General features: G+C 68.9%; 13 protein-coding genes, 1 tRNA gene and 1 rRNA gene. 3 read left to right on the forward strand and 12 right to left on the reverse strand.

All coding sequences use genetic code 11. The features are described from left to right. Together ADL12_RS08545 and ADL12_RS08550 are read left to right on the forward strand one after the other, a co-directional pair. Complete coding sequence (locus tag ADL12_RS08545) at nt 1–888, forward strand: Fpg/Nei family DNA glycosylase (protein ID WP_062700232.1); 888 nt, start codon at nt 1–3, stop codon at nt 886–888. Between the two features lie 32 nt (nt 889–920). Beyond that, on the forward strand, nt 921–1,685 hold the full coding sequence (locus ADL12_RS08550) for an SDR family NAD(P)-dependent oxidoreductase (RefSeq protein WP_062700234.1): 765 nt from the start codon (nt 921–923) through the stop codon (nt 1,683–1,685). Here the strand turns inward: ADL12_RS08550 and ADL12_RS56210 are convergent. From ADL12_RS56210 to ADL12_RS08590, 9 genes are all read right to left on the reverse strand, one after another. Next, a complete protein-coding gene (locus tag ADL12_RS56210; RefSeq protein ID WP_079051920.1) occupies nt 1,633–1,911 on the reverse strand; it encodes a hypothetical protein in 279 nt (92 codons plus the stop codon). The genes ADL12_RS08550 and ADL12_RS56210 overlap by 53 nt on opposite strands. A gap of 279 nt (nt 1,912–2,190) precedes the next feature. Then, the gene (locus tag ADL12_RS08555) at nt 2,191–2,571 is read right to left on the reverse strand and encodes a helix-turn-helix domain-containing protein (RefSeq protein WP_062700236.1); all 381 of its coding nucleotides are present in this window, start codon (nt 2,569–2,571) and stop codon (nt 2,191–2,193) included. Between the two features lie 109 nt (nt 2,572–2,680). Next, nucleotides 2,681–3,226 (reverse strand): CinA family protein, encoded by a 546-nt coding sequence (locus tag ADL12_RS08560; RefSeq protein WP_062700238.1) that lies wholly within the window; start codon nt 3,224–3,226, stop codon nt 2,681–2,683. Then, nucleotides 3,223–4,020 (reverse strand): CDP-diacylglycerol--glycerol-3-phosphate 3-phosphatidyltransferase, encoded by a 798-nt coding sequence (gene pgsA, locus ADL12_RS08565; RefSeq protein ID WP_062700240.1) that lies wholly within the window; start codon nt 4,018–4,020, stop codon nt 3,223–3,225. The genes ADL12_RS08560 and pgsA overlap by 4 nt, the downstream gene beginning before the upstream one ends. Then, on the reverse strand, nt 4,017–5,498 hold the full coding sequence (gene rimO, locus ADL12_RS08570; protein WP_062700242.1) for a 30S ribosomal protein S12 methylthiotransferase RimO: 1,482 nt from the start codon (nt 5,496–5,498) through the stop codon (nt 4,017–4,019). The genes pgsA and rimO overlap by 4 nt, the downstream gene beginning before the upstream one ends. A gap of 93 nt (nt 5,499–5,591) precedes the next feature. After that, a complete protein-coding gene (locus tag ADL12_RS08575; protein WP_062700244.1) occupies nt 5,592–6,422 on the reverse strand; it encodes a helix-turn-helix domain-containing protein in 831 nt (276 codons plus the stop codon). Between the two features lie 281 nt (nt 6,423–6,703). Next, nucleotides 6,704–9,442, reverse strand: a complete 2,739-nt coding sequence (locus tag ADL12_RS08580) for a DNA translocase FtsK (protein WP_062700246.1) — start codon at nt 9,440–9,442, stop codon at nt 6,704–6,706. A 161-nt stretch (nt 9,443–9,603) separates the two neighbouring features. After that, nucleotides 9,604–10,284 (reverse strand): response regulator, encoded by a 681-nt coding sequence (locus ADL12_RS08585; RefSeq protein WP_062700248.1) that lies wholly within the window; start codon nt 10,282–10,284, stop codon nt 9,604–9,606. A gap of 244 nt (nt 10,285–10,528) precedes the next feature. Continuing rightward, nucleotides 10,529–16,003 carry a HAMP domain-containing protein gene (locus ADL12_RS08590; protein ID WP_107119862.1) on the reverse strand — a complete coding sequence of 1,825 codons (5,475 nt, stop codon included), beginning with the start codon at nt 16,001–16,003 and terminating at the stop codon, nt 10,529–10,531. Between the two features lie 377 nt (nt 16,004–16,380). Here ADL12_RS08590 and ADL12_RS08595 point away from each other — a divergent pair, with 377 nt between their 5' ends. After that, nucleotides 16,381–19,131: a SpoIIE family protein phosphatase gene (locus ADL12_RS08595; protein ID WP_062700252.1), complete on the forward strand. Its 2,751-nt coding sequence runs from the start codon at nt 16,381–16,383 to the stop codon at nt 19,129–19,131. Nucleotides 19,132–19,189: 58 nt separating this feature from the next. Here ADL12_RS08595 and ADL12_RS08600 read toward each other — a convergent pair. The 3 genes from ADL12_RS08600 to rrf all read right to left on the reverse strand — a co-directional run. After that, nucleotides 19,190–19,265: transfer RNA gene (locus ADL12_RS08600), tRNA-Thr, on the reverse strand. A gap of 77 nt (nt 19,266–19,342) precedes the next feature. Beyond that, nucleotides 19,343–20,005, reverse strand: coding sequence for a DegT/DnrJ/EryC1/StrS family aminotransferase (locus ADL12_RS08605; RefSeq protein ID WP_062700254.1), 663 nt, complete (start codon nt 20,003–20,005; stop codon nt 19,343–19,345). Between the two features lie 113 nt (nt 20,006–20,118). Then, nucleotides 20,119–20,209, reverse strand: a 5S ribosomal RNA gene (rrf, locus tag ADL12_RS08610); the annotation flags it as partial.

Consider the following 20,209-nt stretch of genomic DNA (forward strand, 5'->3'; position numbering starts at 1 on the left):
ATGCCCGAAGGAGACACGGTCTGGCAGACCGCGAGACGGCTCCACACCGCTCTCGCGGGCAAGACGCTGACCCGCAGCGACTTCCGGGTGCCGAAGTACGCCACGGTCGACCTCACGGGCCGCACCGTCCTGGACGTCACCCCACGCGGCAAGCACCTCCTCACCCGCATCGAGGGCGGCCTCACCGTGCACTCGCACCTCGGCATGGAAGGCTCCTGGAAGGTGTACGCCGACCAGCAGCGCTGGACAGGCGGCCCCGCCCACCAGATCCGCGTGATCCTCGCCGCCGCCCCCACCGTCGGCACCGCCCCCGCAGCCGACGCCCACCCCGCCCGCACGGCGGTCGGCTACCGCCTCCCCGTCCTGGACCTCCTGCGCACCACCGAAGAGCACCGTTTCGTCGGCCACCTCGGCCCCGATCTCCTGGGCCCGGACTGGGACCCCGACCGCGCCCTCGCCAACCTCCTCACGGACCCCGCCCGCCCTCTCGGTGAGGCCCTGCTGGACCAGCGCAACCTCGCCGGCATCGGCAATGTCTACAAGAGCGAGCTCTGCTTCCTGCTCCACGTCACCCCCTGGCTCCCGGTCGCCGCCCTCCCCGCCGAGCACACCGCCCAACTGCCCGTACTCGCCAAGAAGCTCCTGGAAGCCAACCGCGACCGCCCGATCCGCACTACGACGGGCCGTCGCGGCCAGGACCTCTTCGTGTACGGCCGCGCCAACCGCCCCTGCCTGCGCTGCAACGCCCCGATCCGCGTGGCCGACCAGGGCGACGGCTCCCGCGAGCGCCCGACCTACTGGTGCCCGAACTGCCAGGCGGGCCCGGCCCCGTGCACGGCACCCGGCGCGGCCCGGTCGCGCAGAACCCAGCACCGCCCAACTAATTGACGCCTCGTCAGAAACCCTCGTACCGTCCCTTCATGGCCGTAAAGGCGTACGACCTCACCGGACGCACCGCATTCGTCACCGGCGCCGCCAGCGGCATCGGCCGGGCCTCGGCCGTCCTGCTCGCCGAGGCCGGGGCCGCCGTGCACTGTGCCGACCGCGACACACAGGGCCTGCACGACACAGCGACCCTGATCAAGGCGAGCGGCGGCACCGCCCGCACTCACCACCTCGACGTCACCGACCGCGAACAGCTCCGCCGAGCCGTCGCCGCCTGCGAGCGGCTCGACGTGATGGCCGCGGTCGCCGGGATCATGCACAGCAGCTCCGTCCTGGAGACCCGCGACGAGGACCTCGACCGGGTACTGAACGTCAACTTCAAGGGAGTGCTGTACGCCTGCCAGGAGGCGGTGCGCACGATGCTCGCGCAGCGCACAAAGGGCAGCATCATCACCATGGCCTCCGGCGCCGTCGACACCGGCGGCCCGGGCCTGCTCTGTTACGGCGCGGCCAAGGCAGCAGTCGTGCAGCTGACGAAGACCCTGGCGACGGAGATGGGCCCACACGGCATCCGCGTCAACGCGGTCGCCCCGGGCTGGATCCGCACTCCCATGACCGACCGCCACGACACCGCGGCGCAGACGCAGACCGAGGCGTTCATGGCCCGGATGTCCCCGCTGGGCCGGGTCGGCGAATCGGCGGACGTGGCCCACGCCGTACTGCACCTGGCATCGGATGCCTCCGCCTTCACGACGGGGCAGATCCTGCGTCCGAACGGCGGTGTGGCGATGCCGTGGTAGTCCGCCCCGCCCGCCAGGCTTTTGCCCAACGCCGCGGGTCTACGGCGCCCGCGGCCCGTGCTTTCGGTACACAGTGCACCGGCAACAAGCTCAGCCCCCACCCTCCGGCGGCGACGGCCCCCTCCAGCGCCCCTGCGTCCGGCGCCAGCGCGAGCCTCAGCACGGCCCACCACCACAGCGCCGCAAACCCGAGGGCCGCCCCCCAGCGCGCTATCGGCCGTGCCATCCACCCACCTCCAGCCCGAGGCTAGGCCGCCCGTTCACCCGCCGGGAGGGCGCACCAAGGGCACACGGATGCAGCGCGGGCCAACGTCGTCACAGCGCGTCAGGCGCCAGTCACACCCTCCACGATGACCTCCGGGCCGCGTACCGGCAAACGGACCCGAAAGGGCCCGCACAGCACGAAACCCCGACCGCACTCCCCCAGGAATCCCTGGGAAAGCCCTGGCCGGGGCCTCACACAAATCCTCAGCGCGCGGTCAGCCCACGCGCACCGGCATCACCGTCACGCGGCGACCACGTCCACCGCCTCGGAAGGCGCCTTGATGGTCACCCGTTCCGGTGGCACACCGGTCACCGACACGGAACCCAGCATCGGTCGCACCGACGTGGGTACAGGCTCGCTGGGGGTGGCCGCTGCAGACTGGGCCAGCTCGGCGAGGGCGAGTTCGTCGCTCACTTCCCGCATGAGCTCGGACATCCGTACGTCCAGCGCGTCGCAGATCGCGGAGAGCAGCTCGGAGGAAGCCTCCTTCTGCCCCCGCTCCACCTCGGAGAGATAGCCGAGTGAGACTCGGGCGGACGAGGAGACTTCGCGCAGAGTACGGCCCTGGCGCTGGCGCTGCCGACGCAGCACGTCACCCAGCAGGCGACGGAGCAGAATCATCGGTGGCTCCCTCCTCGGACCGCGTAGCCGCATCCTTCACGCCCCACCGTACCGCCTTGCGCCGCGGCCGTGCGGGGAGCGATGTCGTGTTCACTAAGGGCTGCAAACATCAAAACCCCCCGTTCTGTTCCGTATCCTGTGCCCGCTCATTCCCGGTGTGTTCGCTCACAAGCTCCTTCAGGAGCAGTGCGAGTACGCTCCGTACACTCTCCATACGAATTTCCGCGCGGTCGCCGTTCAACCGCAGGGCCTCCACTTTTCCGCCACCGGCGGAACCGGAACCAGGGCCCACGGGCCCTTCCACGGCCACGAAAACCGTCCCGACGGGCTGCCCGTCCTGCGCCTCGGGCCCCGCGACGCCGGTCGTCGCGATGCCCCAGTCAGCTCCCAGCGCCTTCCGTACGCCGGCCGCCATCTGGGCGGCGACCTGCGGATTCACCGCGCCGTACTGCTCCAACAAGGCGGCGTCGACGTCGAGCAGCCGATGTTTCAGCTCGGTGGCGTAGGCGGTCACCGACCCTCGAAAGGCCCGGGAGGCTCCCGGGGTGGCCGTGATCTCCGCCGCAACCAGTCCGCCCGTCAGTGACTCGGCGACAGCGAGCGTCTCACCCTTTACTGTGAGTAGTCGCACGACGTCGGCGGCCCGGGAACTCACGCTTCCGTCTCCTCCAACGCGGCCTCGCGCTCGGCGATTCCCTGCCTGCGCAGCACAATGGCCTGTCTCACATAGTCGAGCCCGGTCACCACGGTCAGGACGACCGCCGCAGCCATCACCCAGAACCTCAGAGTGGCCAGCCACCCCGTCAGCGCCAGGATGTACATCCCGACGGCCACGCCCTGCGTGAGGGTCTTGAGCTTGCCGCCGCGGCTCGCGGGGATGACGCCGTACCGGATGACGATGAAACGCAGCAGCGTGATCCCGAGTTCCCGGCCGAGGATGACACCCGTCACCCACCACGGCAGATCGCCCAGCGCGGACAGACAGATCAGCGCCGCGCCCATGATCGCCTTGTCGGCGATGGGGTCGGCGATCTTCCCGAAGTCGGTGACGAGGTTGTACGTCCGGGCCAGATGGCCGTCGAACAGGTCGGTGATCATGGCTATGGCGAAGGCCGCCCAGGCGAGCGAGCGCCACGCCGGGTCGTATCCGCCGTCGGCCAGCATCAGTGCGACGAACGCGGGCACGAGGACCAGCCGGAGCATGGTCAGGAGGTTGGCGATGTTCCAGACGCTGGCCTGATTGACGGCCGCGGCCGCGATCTTCCCGCCACGCGCGGGCTTCCCACCGCCCGGGACACCGGTGTCGGCGCCGCCGGTCTTCGAGCCGCCGGCCTTGTTCGAGCCGGCCTTGTTCGAGCCGCCGGCCTTGGACGAACCCACCGCACTGGCCTTGCCCGCCGCACCCGCCGGGGAGGAGCCACCCGCGGCGGACGCCGGAACTCCGGTCATCTGCCCGCCTCCTCACTACACGCGAGCGTGCCCTGCAGCGGCTCGGCCACCAGGTCGACACCTTCCGTACCGACCACCTTCGCCTCGACCATACGACCGATGCTCAGTCCCTCGCCGCTCGTGAGCAGCACCTGGCCGTCCGTCTCCGGCGCCTGGTGCGCGCCACGGCCGTAGGCGCCCTCCGCCGGGTCCTCGGAGCCGACCGACTCCACGAGCACGTGCACGGTCTCCCCGAGGCGCTCCTCGGCCCGCTGCGAGACGAGCTCCTCGGCCAGCCGGGAGACACGTGCCAGCCGCTCGGCGACGACGTCCTCGTCGAGCTTGTTGTCGTACGTCGCCGCCTCCGTGCCGTCCTCGTCGGAGTACCCGAAGACACCGATGGCGTCCAGCCGCGCGCCGTTCAGGAACCGCTCCAGCTCGGCCAGGTCGGCCTCGGTCTCACCGGGGAATCCGACGATGAAGTTGGAGCGCACGCCGGCCTGGGGTGCCTTGCCACGGATGGTGTCGAGGAGCTCCAGGAAGCGGTCGGTGTCGCCGAAGCGGCGCATCGCGCGCAGCACATCGGGCGCGGAGTGCTGGAAGGACAGGTCGAAATACGGGGCGATCTTCGGCGTCGAGGTCAGCACGTCGATGAGGCCGGGCCGCATCTCGGCCGGCTGGAGGTAGCTGACGCGGACACGCTCGATGCCGTCGACCTCCGCCAGCTCCGGCAGCAGGGACTCCAGCAGGCGGATGTCGCCCAGGTCCTTGCCGTAGGACGTGTTGTTCTCGGAGACCAGCATGATCTCCTTGACGCCCTGCTCGGCGAGCCACCGCGTCTCGTTCAGCACGTCGCTCGGGCGGCGCGAGATGAAGGAGCCGCGGAAGGACGGGATGGCGCAGAAGGAGCAGCGCCGGTCGCAGCCGGAGGCGAGCTTCACCGAGGCGACCGGGGCACCGTCCAGGCGGCGGCGCAGGGGCGCACGGGGGCCGGAGGCCGGAGCAAGCCCTTCCGGAAGATCGACGGGGGCGTGCCCGGGCAGCGCGACGTCGGCCGCGGACTCCTGCCGCTCGGCCGGGCTGATCGGCAGCAGCTTTCGGCGGTCCCGCGGGGTGTGCGAGGCATGGATGCCGCCGTTGAGGATGGTCTGCAGGCGGTCCGAGATGTTCGCGTAGTCGTCGAAGCCGAGCACGCCGTCGGCCTCGGGGAGAGCCTCGGCGAGCTCCTTGCCGTACCGCTCGGCCATGCAGCCCACCGCCACGACGGCCTGGGTTCTTCCATGTCCCTTGAGGTCGTTGGCCTCCAGGAGGGCGTCGACGGAGTCCTTCTTGGCGGCGTCGACGAAGCCGCACGTGTTAACGACGGCGACATCCGCGTCCTCGGCGTCCTCCACGAGGGCCCAGCCGTCCGCCTCCAAGCGGCCTGCGAGCTCCTCCGAGTCCACCTCGTTACGGGCGCAGCCAAGAGTGACGAGTGCGACGGTACGGCGTTCAGGCATGGGCTCAAGACTACTTTGTCTCACTGACAGCCCACGTCGACGGGGTTGGCCGATCTTGGCCAACCCCGTCCGTGCTCAACCCTTCGGCCCGACTTATCCGGCCTGCGGGTCGCCCTTCGTGTACGTGAGGCGCTCCACGGCGCCCGGCTGCCAGTCGTCCTCGATCTTCTTGCCGTTGACGTACAGGTCGATCGCACCCGCGTCACCGAGGACGAGGTTGATCTTCTCGCTGTCCTGGAAGGTCTTGGAGTCGCCCTGCTTGAGGAGTCCGTCGAAGAGCAGCCGGCCGTTGTGGTCCTTGACCCCGACCCAGCTCCTTCCGTCGACGGCGCTGACCTGGACGGTCACCTTGTTCTGCGGGACGGCGGCGATGGCGCTGTCCGACGGCTTCGGGTCCTTGGGCTTGTCGGTCTTCGGGGTGGGCGTGGTCTTGTCGGCGGTCGGCGTCGAGCCGCCTTCGGCGACCGACGACTTGCCGCCCTGGTCCTCACCCTTGAACGCGGTGAACCCGACGAACCCGATCACGGCGACGATCGCGGCGACCATGGCCGCGGTCCAGTTGGGCCCGCGCCGCTCGGGGCGGATGCGCTCCGCCTCGAACAGGGGGGCCGCCGGGGTCGGCGCCGGTCGTCCGCCGTGCGAGGCGTCGTACTGGGCGAGAAGCGGGGCCGGATCGAGGTGCACGGCCTTGGCCAGGGTCCGGATGTGGCCTCGGGCGTACACGTCGCCGCCGCAGGCAGCGAAGTTGTCCGCCTCGATGGCATGCACGATGGCGATGCGGACCCGGGTGGCGTTACTGACGTCGTCGACGGTCAGCCCTGCGTCGATGCGCGCCTGCTGGAGGGCACGGCCGATCGAGGTGCGGGCTTCGTCGGACACGTCTTCGAACGGACGCTCGTCTTCAGGGGAGTTGCCGATGGACACGGGGGCGCCTTTCGAGCGTTTAAGCCACCTGTGCTGGAGGTTCAGTCTATGGGGGGTACGAAAGGGTGGGGCAACCGGGCGGTGGGACTTTGTACGCCATCGGAATGGCCGGACACGCCGATGACGGGGTACGAGATTGTCACGCTTCCCTCAACTTGACGTACGCCGAAGGGGAACGGTTGCTCAATGATCCCTTACGGGTGAGTCACGATCGGACATCGACTCATCACCCACCCGTCCACAAGGCGACCACTGCGTCCCGTTTCCGCCCCGGACTCCCCTTAAGCCTCCCCGCGGATCACGGCCAGCACGCCGTCCAGCTCATCAGGTTTCACAAGAACGTCACGAGCTTTGGAACCCTCGCTCGGCCCGACGATGCCCCGCGACTCCATGAGGTCCATCAGCCGCCCGGCCTTGGCGAACCCGACGCGCAGCTTGCGCTGCAGCATGGACGTCGACCCGAACTGTGTGGAGACCACCAGCTCGGCCGCCTGGCAGAGCAGATCGAGGTCGTCGCCGATCTCCTCGTCGATCTCCTTCTTCTGCTTGGTGCCCACGGTGACGTCGTCCCGGAAGACGGGCGCCATCTGGTCCTTGCAGTGCTGGACGACCGCCGCGACCTCCTCCTCCGTCACGAAGGCGCCCTGCATACGTGTGGGCTTGTTGGCGCCCATCGGCAGGAACAGCCCGTCGCCCTTGCCGATCAGCTTCTCGGCACCGGGCTGGTCGAGGATGACGCGCGAGTCCGCGAGCGACGACGTGGCGAAGGCGAGCCGTGAGGGGACGTTCGCCTTGATGAGACCGGTGACGACGTCGACCGACGGCCGCTGGGTTGCGAGCACCAGGTGGATGCCGGCCGCGCGCGCGAGCTGCGTGATGCGCACGATCGAGTCCTCCACGTCGCGCGGCGCGACCATCATCAGGTCGGCGAGCTCGTCGACGATGACCAGCAGGTAGGGGTACGGCTGAAGCTCGCGCTCGCTGCCCTCCGGCGCCTTCACCTTGCCGTTGCGCACGGCTTCGTTGAAGTCGTCGATGTGCCGGTAGCCGTACGCCGCCAGGTCGTCGTACCGAAGGTCCATCTCCCGTACGACCCACTGGAGCGCCTCGGCGGCCCGCTTCGGGTTGGTGATGATCGGCGTGATCAGGTGCGGGATGCCCTCGTAGGCGGTCAGCTCGACGCGCTTGGGGTCGACCAGCACCATGCGGACGTCCTCCGGGGTCGCCCGCATCATGACCGAAGTGATCAAGCAGTTAATGCACGACGACTTACCGGAACCGGTCGCACCGGCAACCAGCACATGCGGCATCTTCGCCATGTTGGCCATCACATAGCCGCCCTCGACGTCCTTGCCGAGCGCGACCAGCATCGGGTGGTCGTCCTCGGCGGCGGCCGCGAGGCGCAGCACGTCACCGAGGTTGACCATCTCGCGGTCGGTGTTGGGGATCTCGATGCCGACCGCCGACTTGCCGGGGATCGGGCTGATGATCCGCACGTCCGGGCTGGCGACCGCGTACGCGATGTTCTTCGTCAGCGCGGTGATCCGCTCGACCTTCACGGCGGGGCCGAGTTCGACCTCGTAGCGCGTGACCGTAGGCCCGCGCGTGAAGCCGGTGACGCGGGCATCGACCTTGAACTCGGTGAAGACGGTGGTCAGCGACTCGACGACGGCGTCGTTGGCGGCGCTGCGCGACTTGCCCGGGCCACCGCGCTCCAGGAGGTCCAGCGACGGGAGCGAGTACGTGATGTCACCGGACAGCTGGAGCTGTTCGGCCCGCGGAGGCAGGTCGCGCATCTCGTCGGGCGCGGCCTTGGTGAGGTCCGGTACCCCGGACTTCGTGAGATCCGGGACCTCGGTCTTGGGGAGCTTCTCCTGCTTGGGCCGCGCGGCCGGGACGGGCGTCGGCACCGGGGTGGTCTCCGCGCGGTCGCCCACGCTCACGCCCTGGGTGAGGTCGGCGACGATCGGCGAGGGCGGCATCCCGTGCAGGACGGCGCCGTCGAGCGCGGCAGCGGCGGCCGCTGCGACGTCCACAGCGTCCATGGGACGGTCCATCTCGGGCTGCGGCACCGCGGAGCGCCTCGGGCGCCCACGACGCCGCGAGAGGGCCTCCTGCTCGGCGCTGTCGGGGTCGTACGCCTCGGGAGCCGGAGTGCGCCTACGACCGCGCGAGGCGGGCAGCGCCTCGCGCCACTGGTCGTCGTAGCGCTGCTCGTCCTCGGTGTACTCGTCGTCCTCGTCGGGGTCGGGCAGGATGCCGAGCTTCACGCCCAACTGCCTCAGCCGCTGGGGGATGGCGTTGACCGGGGTGGCCGTGACGACCAGCAGGCCGAAGATCGTGAGCAGCGCGAGCAGCGGTACGGCGAGGACCTCGCCCATGGTGTACGTCAGCGGGGTCGCCATGCCCCAGCCGATGAGTCCGCCGGCGTCCCTTATGGCCTGCATGCCGGCGCTGCGGGCGGGCGAGCCGACGGCGATGTGGACCTGGCCGAGCACGCCGATGACGAGCGCGGACAGGCCGATGACGATGCGGCCGTTGGCCTCGGGCTTCTCGGGGTGCCGGATGAACCGTACGGCGATGACCGCGAGCAGGATCGGCACGAGCAGGTCGAGCCGGCCGAACGCGCCGGTCACGATGATCTCGACGAGATCGCCGACGGGGCCGCGCAGATTCGACCAGGTGCCGGCGGCGACGATCAGCGCGAGGCCGAGGAGCAACAGCGCGATGCCGTCCTTGCGATGGGCGGGGTCGAGGTTCTTCGCACCCTGCCCTATGCCCCGGAACACCGCGCCGACCGCGTGCGCCAGCCCGAGCCAGACGGCGCGCACGAGCCGGTAGATGCCCCCGGTGGGGTTCGGAGCCGGTTTCGGCGGCGCGGCTTTCTTCGCCGCGGCCTTCTTGGCCGGCGCCTTCTTCGCGGGGGCTTTCTTGGCAGCGGCCTTCTTCGCCGGAGCCTTCGCGGAAGCGGCCGCCTTCTTCGCGGGCGGCTTCTTGGCTGCGGAGGGACGTGAGGCCATGGGTGTGAGGTTACCGGTGGAGGAAGCAGCGGACACGTGTGCCCACTGCTTCACCCGTTCGTGTCGCGCTTGTGGAGGCGGTGAACTGACACCGATTCACGGCCCGGTATCGCCCAGGACGGCTCGGCGCCGCCGGCCGGCCAACGCGCGCCACCGCGACGTCAGTTCTGCGAGGGCACCGAGGACGCGCTCCCCGTGCCCGGCTCCAGCGCGTCCAGTGCCCGCCGCAACCCTGTGAGTTTGCGTTCGAGATGAGCCGCCGTGGCCACCGCCGCCGCGTCCGCCGACTCGTCGTCAAGCTGCTTGGACAGCGCCTCGGCCTGCTCCTCGACCGCGGCGAGCCGCGCCGACAGTTCGGCGAGCAGACCCGCCGGCTCCTTCGCGTCCCCGCCCGCGGCCTTGCCACCGCCCTCCAACTGGAGTCGCAGCAGCGCCGCCTGCTCGCGTAGCTGGCAGTTCTTCATGTACAGCTCGACGAACACCGAGACCTTCGCCCGCAGCACCCACGGGTCGAACGGCTTGGAGATGTAGTCCACCGCGCCCGCCGCGTAGCCGCGGAAGGTGTGGTGCGGGCCGTGGTTGATCGCGGTGAGGAAGATGATCGGGATGTCCCGGGTCCGTTCCCGCCGCTTGATGTGCGCCGCGGTTTCGAAACCGTCCATTCCCGGCATCTGGACGTCCAGCAGAATGACCGCGAAGTCGTCCGTCAGAAGTGCTTTGAGCGCTTCCTCCCCGGACGATGCCCGCACCAGGGTCTGATCGAGCGCAGAGAGGATCGCCTCCAGCGCCAGCAGATTCTCCGGCCGGTCATCGACCAGGAGGATCTTGGCCTTCTGCACCATGGCCCGCCCTCCTCGCCCCGGCAGTGCACCGGGCTCCGCCCCAGGGGACGACTCCCTTACGCCGCCCGCCCTCGTGCCGGTCATGGTAGCCGCACCCCGCCTGTCGCCACACCCTGTCACCGCGATGTCACTGTGCACGTAGCAGAAACGTAGCGGGAGACCAGAAGGTTCCCCCAATCCCGCACTTCTACACGGCTTCGAGCACACTGAGTCAGCAACTCCGCGTGAACACTGTTGGTTCCCGTCACTGCTCCCTCATCCACTGGTCCATCACCGCCAGCAGGTGATCGGGATCGACCGGCTTCGTCACGTAATCGGAAGCGCCCGACTCGATCGCCTTCTCCCGGTCGCCCTTCATCGCCTTGGCGGTCAGCGCGATGATCGGGAGCCCGGCGAACTGCGGCATCCTGCGGATCGCCGTGGTCGTCGCATACCCGTCCATCTCGGGCATCATGATGTCCATCAGGACGACCGCGACGTCGTCGTGCTGTTCCAGGACCTCGATGCCCTCACGGCCGTTCTCGGCGTACAGCACGGACAGGCCATGCTGTTCCAGGACGCTGGTCAGCGCGAAGACGTTACGGATGTCGTCGTCGACGATCAGCACCTTCTCGCCGCCGAACCGGATGCCCCGGTGCGCCTGCGGCGCCGCGGCCTGCTCCGCCGCCGACCACTGCTCCTGCTGCGCCGGCCGCTGCTCGAGTTCGGTCGCGGCCCTGCGGCGGCGCCTGAAGAGCGCGGCGGCGCCGTTCTGCGTCTCCCGGTACGACCTCACCTCGGCGGGCGTCTCGATCTCCACGTCTGCCAGCTCCGCCAGCTCGGCCGCCGATGCCACCAGGGCGCCCGCGTCGAGGGCCGGCAGCTGCTGCTGGTAGCCGTGCGGGGGCAGTTCGCTCGGGTGCAGCGGCAAATACAGCGTGAACGTCGAGCCACGTCCCGGCTCGCTCTGCGCGTGGATCTCCCCGCCGAGAAGCTGCGCGATCTCCCGCGAGATGGACAGCCCCAGCCCCGTACCGCCGTACTTGCGGCTGGTCGTGCCGTCCGCCTGCTTGAACGCCTCGAAGATCACCCGCATCTTGCTGGCCGCGATCCCGATACCGGTGTCGGTCACGGAGAACGCGATCAGGGGCGCGTCCGCCTCGGTCAGCGAACCGGCCTCCAGCAGTTGCTCCCGGATCTTCATCGGTACGTCCGCGCTGGCCGGCCGGATGACCAGTTCGACGGATCCGGAGTCGGTGAACTTCACCGCGTTGGACAGCAGGTTGCGCAGCACCTGCAGGAGCCGCTGTTCGTCGGTGTGCAGCGTGGCGGGCAGCTCCGGCGAGACCCGTACGGACAGGTCCAGGCCCTTCTCCGCGGTCAGCGGCCGGAAGGTGGCCTCCACGTAGTCGACGAGCTGGACGAGCGCGATGCGCGTCGGGGAGACGTCCATCTTGCCCGCCTCGACCTTCGACAGGTCGAGGATGTCATTGATCAGCTGGAGCAGGTCGGAACCGGCGCCATGGATGGTCTCGGCGAATTCGACCTGCTTGGGCGAGAGGTTGCCCTCGGCGTTGTCGGCGAGCAGCTTGGCCAGAATCAGCAGCGAGTTCAGCGGCGTACGCAGCTCGTGCGACATGTTGGCGAGGAACTCGCTCTTGTAGCGCATCGACACGGCGAGCTGCTCGGCGCGCTCCTCCAGGACCTGCCGCGCCTCCTCGATCTCGGTGTTCTTCACCTCGATGTCGCGGTTCTGCTGGGCCAGCAGCTCGGCCTTCTCCTCCAGCTCGGCGTTGGACGCCTGGAGGGCCTTCTGCCGGTTCTCCAACTCGGCGGACCGCTCACGGAGTTGCTCGGTCAGCTCCTGCGACTGCTTCAGCAGCACCTCGGTCTTGGTGTTGACGGAGATGGTGTTGACGCTGGTCGCGATCATCTCGGCGATCTGGTTGAGGAAGTCCTTCTGGATCTGCGTGAACGGCGTGAAGGACGCCAGCTCGATCACGCCGAGCACCTTGCCCTCGAAGAGCACCGGAAGGACGATCACCTGTGCGGGCGGGGCCTCCCCGAGCCCGGAGGAGATCTTCAGGTAGCCGCTGGGCGCGTTCTCCACCAGGATCGTGCGCTTCTCCTCGGCGGCCGTCCCGATGAGCGCCTCACCCGGCCGGAAGGACGTCGGCATGGAGCCCATCGAGTAGCCGTACGACCCGAGCATCCGCAGCTCGTACTGGTCCTCGGCCTCGGCGCTCATGTCCTTGCCATCGAGGAGGGGCATCGCGACGAAGAACGCGCCGTGCTGTGCCGTCACCACCGGTGTCAGCTCGCTCATGATCAGCGAGGCCACGTCCTCCAGGTCGCGTCGGCCCTGCATCAGGGCGGAGATACGGGCGAGGTTGCCCTTGAGCCAGTCCTGCTCCTTGTTGGCGATCGTGGTGTCGCGCAGGTTGGCGATCATCTTGTTGATGTAGTCCTGCAGCTCCTGGATCTCGCCGGACGCGTCGACGTCGATCTTCAGGTTCAGGTCACCGCGGGTCACCGCGGTCGCCACGCGCGCGATGGCGCGCACCTGCCGGGTGAGGTTCCCGGCCATCTCGTTCACGGACTCGGTAAGGTCGCGCCAGGTTCCGTCGACGTCACGCACGCGTGCCTGGCCGCCGAGCTGCCCTTCGGTGCCCACCTCGCGGGCGACTCGGGTGACCTCTTCGGCGAAGGACGACAGCTGGTCGACCATCGTGTTGATCGTCGTCTTGAGCTCGAGAATCTCGCCGCGAGCATCAATGTCGATCTTCTTGGTCAGGTCACCCTTGGCGATGGCCGTGGTGACCATGGCGATGTTGCGCACCTGACCGGTGAGGTTGGACGCCATCTGGTTCACGGACTCAGTGAGGTCCTTCCACGTGCCCGCCACGCCCGGCACGTGCGCCTGACCACCGAGGATGCCGTCCGTGCCCACCTCACGGGCCACCTTGGTGACCTGGTCGGCGAACGAACTCAGCGTCTTCACCATGGTGTTGAAGGTGTCGGCGAGCTGAGCGACCTCACCGCGCGCCTCGATCGTCACCGTCCGCGTCAGGTCGCCGTTGGCGACGGCCGCCGCGACCTGGGAGATGTTCCGCACCTGCATGGTCAGGTTCTTGGCCATCAGGTTGACGTTGCCGCTGAGGTCCTTCCAGATGCCCGTGACACCGGGCACATGGGCCTGGCCGCCCAGGATGCCCTCGGTGCCCACCTCGCGGGCCACCCGGGTCACCTGCTCGGCGAAGCTGGACAGCTGATCGACCATCGTGTTGACCGTCGTGACGAGCTCAAGGATCTCGCCCTTCGCGTCAACAGTGATCTTCTTCGACAGGTCACCCTTGGCGACCGCGGTCGTGACCTCGGCGATCTGACGCACCTGGATGGTCAGGTTGTTCGCCATGAAGTTCACGGACTGGGTCAGGTCCTTCCAGGTACCGGAGACACCCTGCACCTCGGCCTGACCGCCGAGCTGGCCCTCCGTACCCACCTCACGGGCGACCCTGGTGACCTCCTCCGCGAACGACGACAGCTGGTCCACCATCGTGTTCAGCGTGTTCTTGAGCTCCAGGATCTCGCCACGCGCGTCCACCGTGATCTTCTGCGAGAGGTCACCCCGGGCGACCGCGGTGGCGACCTGGGCGATGTTGCGCACCTGGGCGGTAAGGTTTCCTGCCATTCCGTTCACGGAGTCGGTCAGGTCCCGCCACACACCAGCGACGCCGGGCACCTGCGCCTGACCGCCGAGGCGGCCCTCGGTGCCCACCTCGCGGGCGACCCGGGTCACCTGGTCGGCGAAGCCGGAGAGCTGGTCGACCATCGTGTTGATGGTGTTCTTCAGCTCCAGGATCTCGCCGCGCGCGTCGACATCGATCTTCTGGGACAGGTCGCCGCGGGCCACCGCCGTGGTCACCTGCGCGATGTTGCGCACCTGGGCGGTAAGGTTTCCTGCCATTCCGTTGACGGAGTCGGTGAGCTCCTTCCACGTACCGGCCACACCCGGTACGACCGCCTGACCGCCCAGCCGGCCCTCCGTACCCACGTCCCGGGCCATCCGGGTCACCTGGTCGGCGAAGGACGACAGCTGGTCCACCATCGTGTTCACGGTGTTCTTCAGCTGGAGCATCTCGCCGGAGACGTCCACGGTGACCTTCTGCGACAGGTCACCGTTGGCCACGGCCGTCGTGACCTGAGCGATGTTCCTCACCTGTCCGGTGAGGTTCCGGAACGCGGTGTTGACGGAGTCCGTCAGGTCCTTCCACGTCCCCGCGGCTCCCGGGACCTGGGCCTGCCCGCCCAGCTCACCCTCGACACCGACCTCACGCGCGACACGCGTGACCTCGGAACCGAAGGACGACAGCTGATCGACCATGCCGTTGACGGTGTTCTTGAGCTCCAGCATCTCGCCGGCCACGTTGACCGTGACCTTCTGGGAGAGATCACCATTGGCCACGGCCGTAGTCACGGCGGCGATGTCCCTCACCTGAATGGTGAGATTCCGGAACACCGTGTTGACGGAGTCCGTCAGGTCCTTCCAGGTACCGGCCGCACCCGGCACATTCGCCTGACCGCCCAGCTGCCCGGCCGCACCGACCTCGTTGGCCACGCGCGTGACCTCGTCCGCGAAGATCCGCAGCGTCTCGGTCATCTGGTTGATCGTGTCCGCGAGCTGCGCGACCTCGCCGCGTGCCGACACCGTCACCTTCTGCGACAGGTCACCGTTGGCGACCGCGGTGGTCACCTGTGCGATTCCTCGCACCTGCGCGGTCAGGTTGCCGGCCATGAGGTTCACCGAATCGGTGAGGTCCTTCCACACGCCGGCCACACCCGGCACCTGCGCCTGCCCGCCGAGCTCGCCCTCGGTGCCCACCTCGCGCGCGACTCGCGTCACCTCGGAGGAGAACGACGACAGCTGGTCCACCATCGTGTTGACGGTGTTCTTCAGCTCCAGCATCTCGCCGGCCACGTGAACCGTGACCTTGCGGGACAGATCACCCTTGGCGACCGCCGTGGTCACCAGCGCGATGTCCCTCACCTGCGCAGTCAGTCGGTACGCCATCGTGTTGACCGAGTCCGTGAGGTCCTTCCACGAACCCGACATGCCACGCACGCGTGCCTGCCCGCCCAGCTTGCCTTCGGTACCCACCTCGCTGGCCACGCGCGTGACCTCGTCGGTGAACGTCGACAGCTGATCGACAAGGTTGTTCACAGTCCGCCCGACCTTGAGGAACTCACCCCGCAGCGGATGCCCGGTCCCGTCCGGCGCCTGCGTCCGCAGCTCCATGCGGGGCGACAGATCACCCTCGGCCACCGCGGACAGCACCCGGCCGACCTCGGAGACGGGTCGTACGAGGTCGTCGACCAGGGCGTTGGAGTTGTCGATGGCGGTCGACCAGGAACCCTCACAGGCGCCCGTCTCCAGCCGTTCCGTGAGCTTGCCCTCGCGGCCCACCATGCGCCGCACCCGTGACAACTCACCCGTCAAGTGGAGATTGCGGTCGGCCACCTCATTGAAAACCGCGGCAATCTCGGACATCACGCCGTCCCCGGACACCGTGAGCCGCTTCCGGAAGTTCCCGTCGCGCATCGACACCAGGGCCGTCAGCAGCCGGTTCAGGGCAGCCGTGTCCACCGCGGTGGTCCCGCCTCGCGTCTTGCGCTCGTTCTTCGGGGACTGTCCGCCTTTCGCGCGCGTCTTAGTGCCCCGCGTCGCTGCGCCAGACTCCACTGTGTCCCTCCCGCAGGGGTCGACCGTTACTGCTGTGTTCGGGTGCTACCGCTCGGCGTACCCGTTACTGCTGGGCATTCCTGCCGGATATACCAGGCCACACCACGTGCTGCTGCCCGCAGAACGCGAATGACACTCAGCCTGCCCGGACCTTCACAAGAAGCCTGCCCAGTGTTTCACCCTGGCTGAACCCGGCCATAACAGTTCGGCAGCTTCGCACATCGTCCGCACACCCTCGGGACGGAAACACTGCAGACCGGCATCGGCATGGCCGTCGAAGGTAAGTAACCTTGCATGCGGCTGTCCAGCCGCGCCGGTCCGTCCGGCCTGGGCGGTGGCAGGAGGAGCACGAGCGGGCATCGGAGGGGCAGCCGGACATGACCACCGGACTGATCCCGGGGGGACCATCCCCGGACCGGCCGACGGGCGCGCACATGCCGCACCAGCGGCGCGACCCGACCGGCCGCGGAGCCCTGCACGTCGACAACCGGACGAGGAGTTCTGTGATCACCGCGCGCGCGGCAGCCAGCTTCGATCCCGTCGGGCGATCAGTCGCGAGCGCCCGCTCCTTCGTCCGCGACACACTTCAGGGCTGGGGCTTCGCCGACATCGTCGACGACGCCGTGGTCCTCACCAGCGAGCTGGTGACGAACGCCGTCGTGCACGCGGGTACGTCCGCGGACGTTCTGTGTCTGCGCAGTGACGACGGCGTACGGATCGAGGTGGCCGACCGATATCCGGAGCGCGAGATCCCGCTCCAGGGCTCGCCCGTCAACATGGGCAGCCCCGACCGCGAGGGCGGCCGCGGCCTCCAGCTGTGCGCGGCCCTGGCCGCCTGCTGGGGCGTCGAGTACACACCCACGCACAAGCAGGTCTGGTTCCAACTCGACCTCCCTGAGCGCCCGGTGGGCACCCGCACGGCCGGCCCGTCCCTCCCCTCCGACCTCCTCCCACTCGCCGACGGCCGCGTCCGCGTCGCGGTGGTCCAGATCGACCGCGCGGGCGCCATCTCGTCCTGGAACGAGGACGCGGAGGATCTCTTCGGCTATGCGGCCGAGCAGGTCACCGGCAAGCCCCTCACCGACCTCGCGGCCTGGCCGCACACGCCGGGCACCAGCACCGGTATCGCGGAGGCGCTCCAACTCTCCCGCTGGGAAGGCAGCTACGGCATAAGGGGCGCCAACGGCCGCGTCACACCGGTGTACGCCTCCCACCTCCGCGTCCGCGACACGAACGGCGAGCCGTCCACGGTCTGTCTCCTGGTCCGCGACCACGAACGCGCCGTCCTGCAGACCCCGTTGCGCGTGCCGGCCTCCGACACGTCCACCAGCTCCGATGCCCAGAGCACCGACCCCTTCGAGGTGTTCATCGGCTCCCCCGCCCCGGACGATCTCGACGGCCTCCTCCAGCGCACGGTGGAACGAGCCCGCGACATGCTCGACGGCGACTCCGCGTTCCTGCTCCTGGCGACCGACGACGAAACAGAGTTGGAGGTCCGCGCCTCGACAGGCCTGCCCTCCGCCCGCCAGCGCTTCGCGCGCGTGCCCGTCGAAGCTGGTCCCGGCCGCTACGGCTCCGCCCGTATGCCGGCGGTCCACGAGGACCTCACCATGGTCCCCGGTGCCGTGCCCCTGCTGAACGGCACCGGTATGCGCTCGGTCGTCACGGTGCCCCTGAAGGTCGAGGGCCGCCTCACCGGCTCCCTCGGCGTCGCCGCCGAAGCCCCGTCCAGGTACTCCAACGAAGAGGCGTTGCGCCTCCAGTTCGCCGCCGACCGCATCGCGTTGGCCGTGGAGTCCGCCCGCCTGGGCGAACTGGAGCGCCTGCGCCGAGGCTCGCTCAGCTTCCTCGTCGAGGCCTCCGACCTGCTCGCCGGTACCCTGGACCGCGACCAGACGCTGGCCCTGATGGCCCAGATGACGGTCCCGACCCTGGCCACCTGGTGCGCGGTCTACACCATCGCCGACCAGGCCTCGGAGCCGTACCTGTCGTACGTCCTGCATGAGGACGAGGAACTCATCGACGGCATTAAGTCGTTGCTGTCCAAGATCGCCCCACCGGACCCGGTCCCCACCCCCGGCGCCCGCGTCTGGTCGGCTCCCGCCGAGTCGGCCCACCAGGCGGCCCTGCGCACCTCGATGCGCAGCCTGGGCCTGGGCGAGCCGGTCGGCCGCATCAGCGCGGGCATCGGCCCCACCCTGGCCACAGCGTCCGCGGTGGGCGGCGAGACGGTCGTACTGCCGTTGGTGGCCCGCAACCGAGTCATCGGCATGCTGACCCTCGGCAAGCCGACCGACGAACACTTCCGCCAGGAAATCCTGGAACTCGCCGAGGACTTGAGCCGCCGAGCCGCCCTGGCCCTGGACAACGCCCGCCTCTACTCCGAGCGCACGGCCATCAGCCAGTCCCTCCAGCGCAGCCTCCTGCCGCCCGAGCTCCCCGAGATCGACGGCGTCGAGGTCGAGGTCATCTACCGCGCAGCCGGAGAGGGCAACGAGGTCGGCGGCGACTTCTACGACCTCTTCCCGATCAGCGACGGTGCCTACGGCTTCGCCATCGGCGACGTCTGCGGTACGGGCCCGAACGCCGCCGCGGTCACGGGCCTGGCCCGGCACGCACTCCGGCTCCTGGCCCGCGAGGGCCTGAGCGGCCCGGCGGTGCTGGAACGCCTGAACTCCGCGATCCTCGACGAGGGCGCCCGCAGCCGCTTCCTGACGCTCCTCTACGGCGAGTTGAGGCCACAGGAGGACGGAAGCGCCGAGCTGAAGGTGGTCTGCGCCGGCCACCCACTCCCGCTCCGCCTGCGCCAGGACGGCACAGTCGAGCCGGCCGCCGAGCCCCAGCCTCTCCTCGGCGTCATGGACGACCTGGAGCTCTACGAGCAGACAGTCACGCTCGACCCGGGCGACGTCCTCCTGTGCGTCACGGACGGCGTCACCGAACGCCGCGAAGGCAGCCGCATGCTGGGCGACGACGGACTCACCGACGTCCTCACCACCTGCACCGGCCTGACGGCGGGCGCGGTAGCAGCCCGCATCATGCGCGCAGTCGAACGCTTCGCTTCGGACGCCCCGTCCGACGACATGGCGATCCTGGCAATGCGCGTGCCGGGCATCCACAAGGACTGAGCTAAGGCACACGGAGGGCATGAGAAAGGCCCCGCCCAAATGGGCGGGGCCTTTCGTCTGGAGCCCCCAAACGGAATCGAACCGTTGACCTTCTCCTTACCATGGAGACGCTCTACCGACTGAGCTATAGGGGCCTGTCACCTTTTGCGAAGTTTCCCTCGCGGCAACGGAATAGATCATACCCCGAACACACCCGTGCTCCCAAACTCGCTCAGAAGGCGGGTTGGAGCAGTCCTCCGAGCGCATTGCAGGCCGACACGATCCGCTGCATGTCCCGCTTCGTCAGAGAGGCATCGACAGGCAGAGCCAACGTTTCATCAGCGGCCCGCTCGGTCTCCGGCAGAGATACACACCGCCGGAACTCGGGCAGCCTGTGCACGGGCGTCTTCACCGGCACCCGGCATTCAACTCCCCTGGCCCGCACGGCCCGAGCGAAGGCGTCCCGGTCCGGCCGCCCGTTTCCGGGCACACGCACGACGTACTGCTGGTAGGTGTGCCCGTCACCGCCATCGGGGGTGTGCACGCCCTTCAACTTCGCATCCAGATACGCGGCCCGCTGCCTGCGCTGAGCGATCTCGTCGTACGGAGCCTCGGACTCCCCCTGCTCCAACACCAACAACCCATGCCGCTGCCCGAGCTCATGCAACCGCGCGATACCGGCCGACCGGCCAAAGCGATGTACGGCGACGACGGCCGCCGTCCGCGGGGTGACGACGGCCTCGACAGCAGCGTCGTCCAGGCAGTACGTCACCGGATCTATGTCGGCGAACACCGGCAGCGCCCCGGCCAGAACCACAGCCTCGGCGACTTCGACGTTCCCGAAGGCCGGTACAACAACCTCGTCACCGACTCCGACGCCGGCGGCCCTGAGCATTGCAGCAGTACCCATATGGGTGATGTTGGTTGCGGTACGTGAACTTCAGGTGACGCACAACAAAAAAGGGTCGGACCCGGAACCGAAGTTCCGGGTCCGACCCGTTAAAAGGAGTTCGGCGGCGTCCTACTCTCCCACAGGGTCCCCCCTGCAGTACCATCGGCGCTGTAAGGCTTAGCTTCCGGGTTCGGAATGTAACCGGGC

It is taken from the genome of Streptomyces regalis (assembly GCF_001509475.1).
Lineage (GTDB): Bacteria > Actinomycetota > Actinomycetes > Streptomycetales > Streptomycetaceae > Streptomyces > Streptomyces regalis.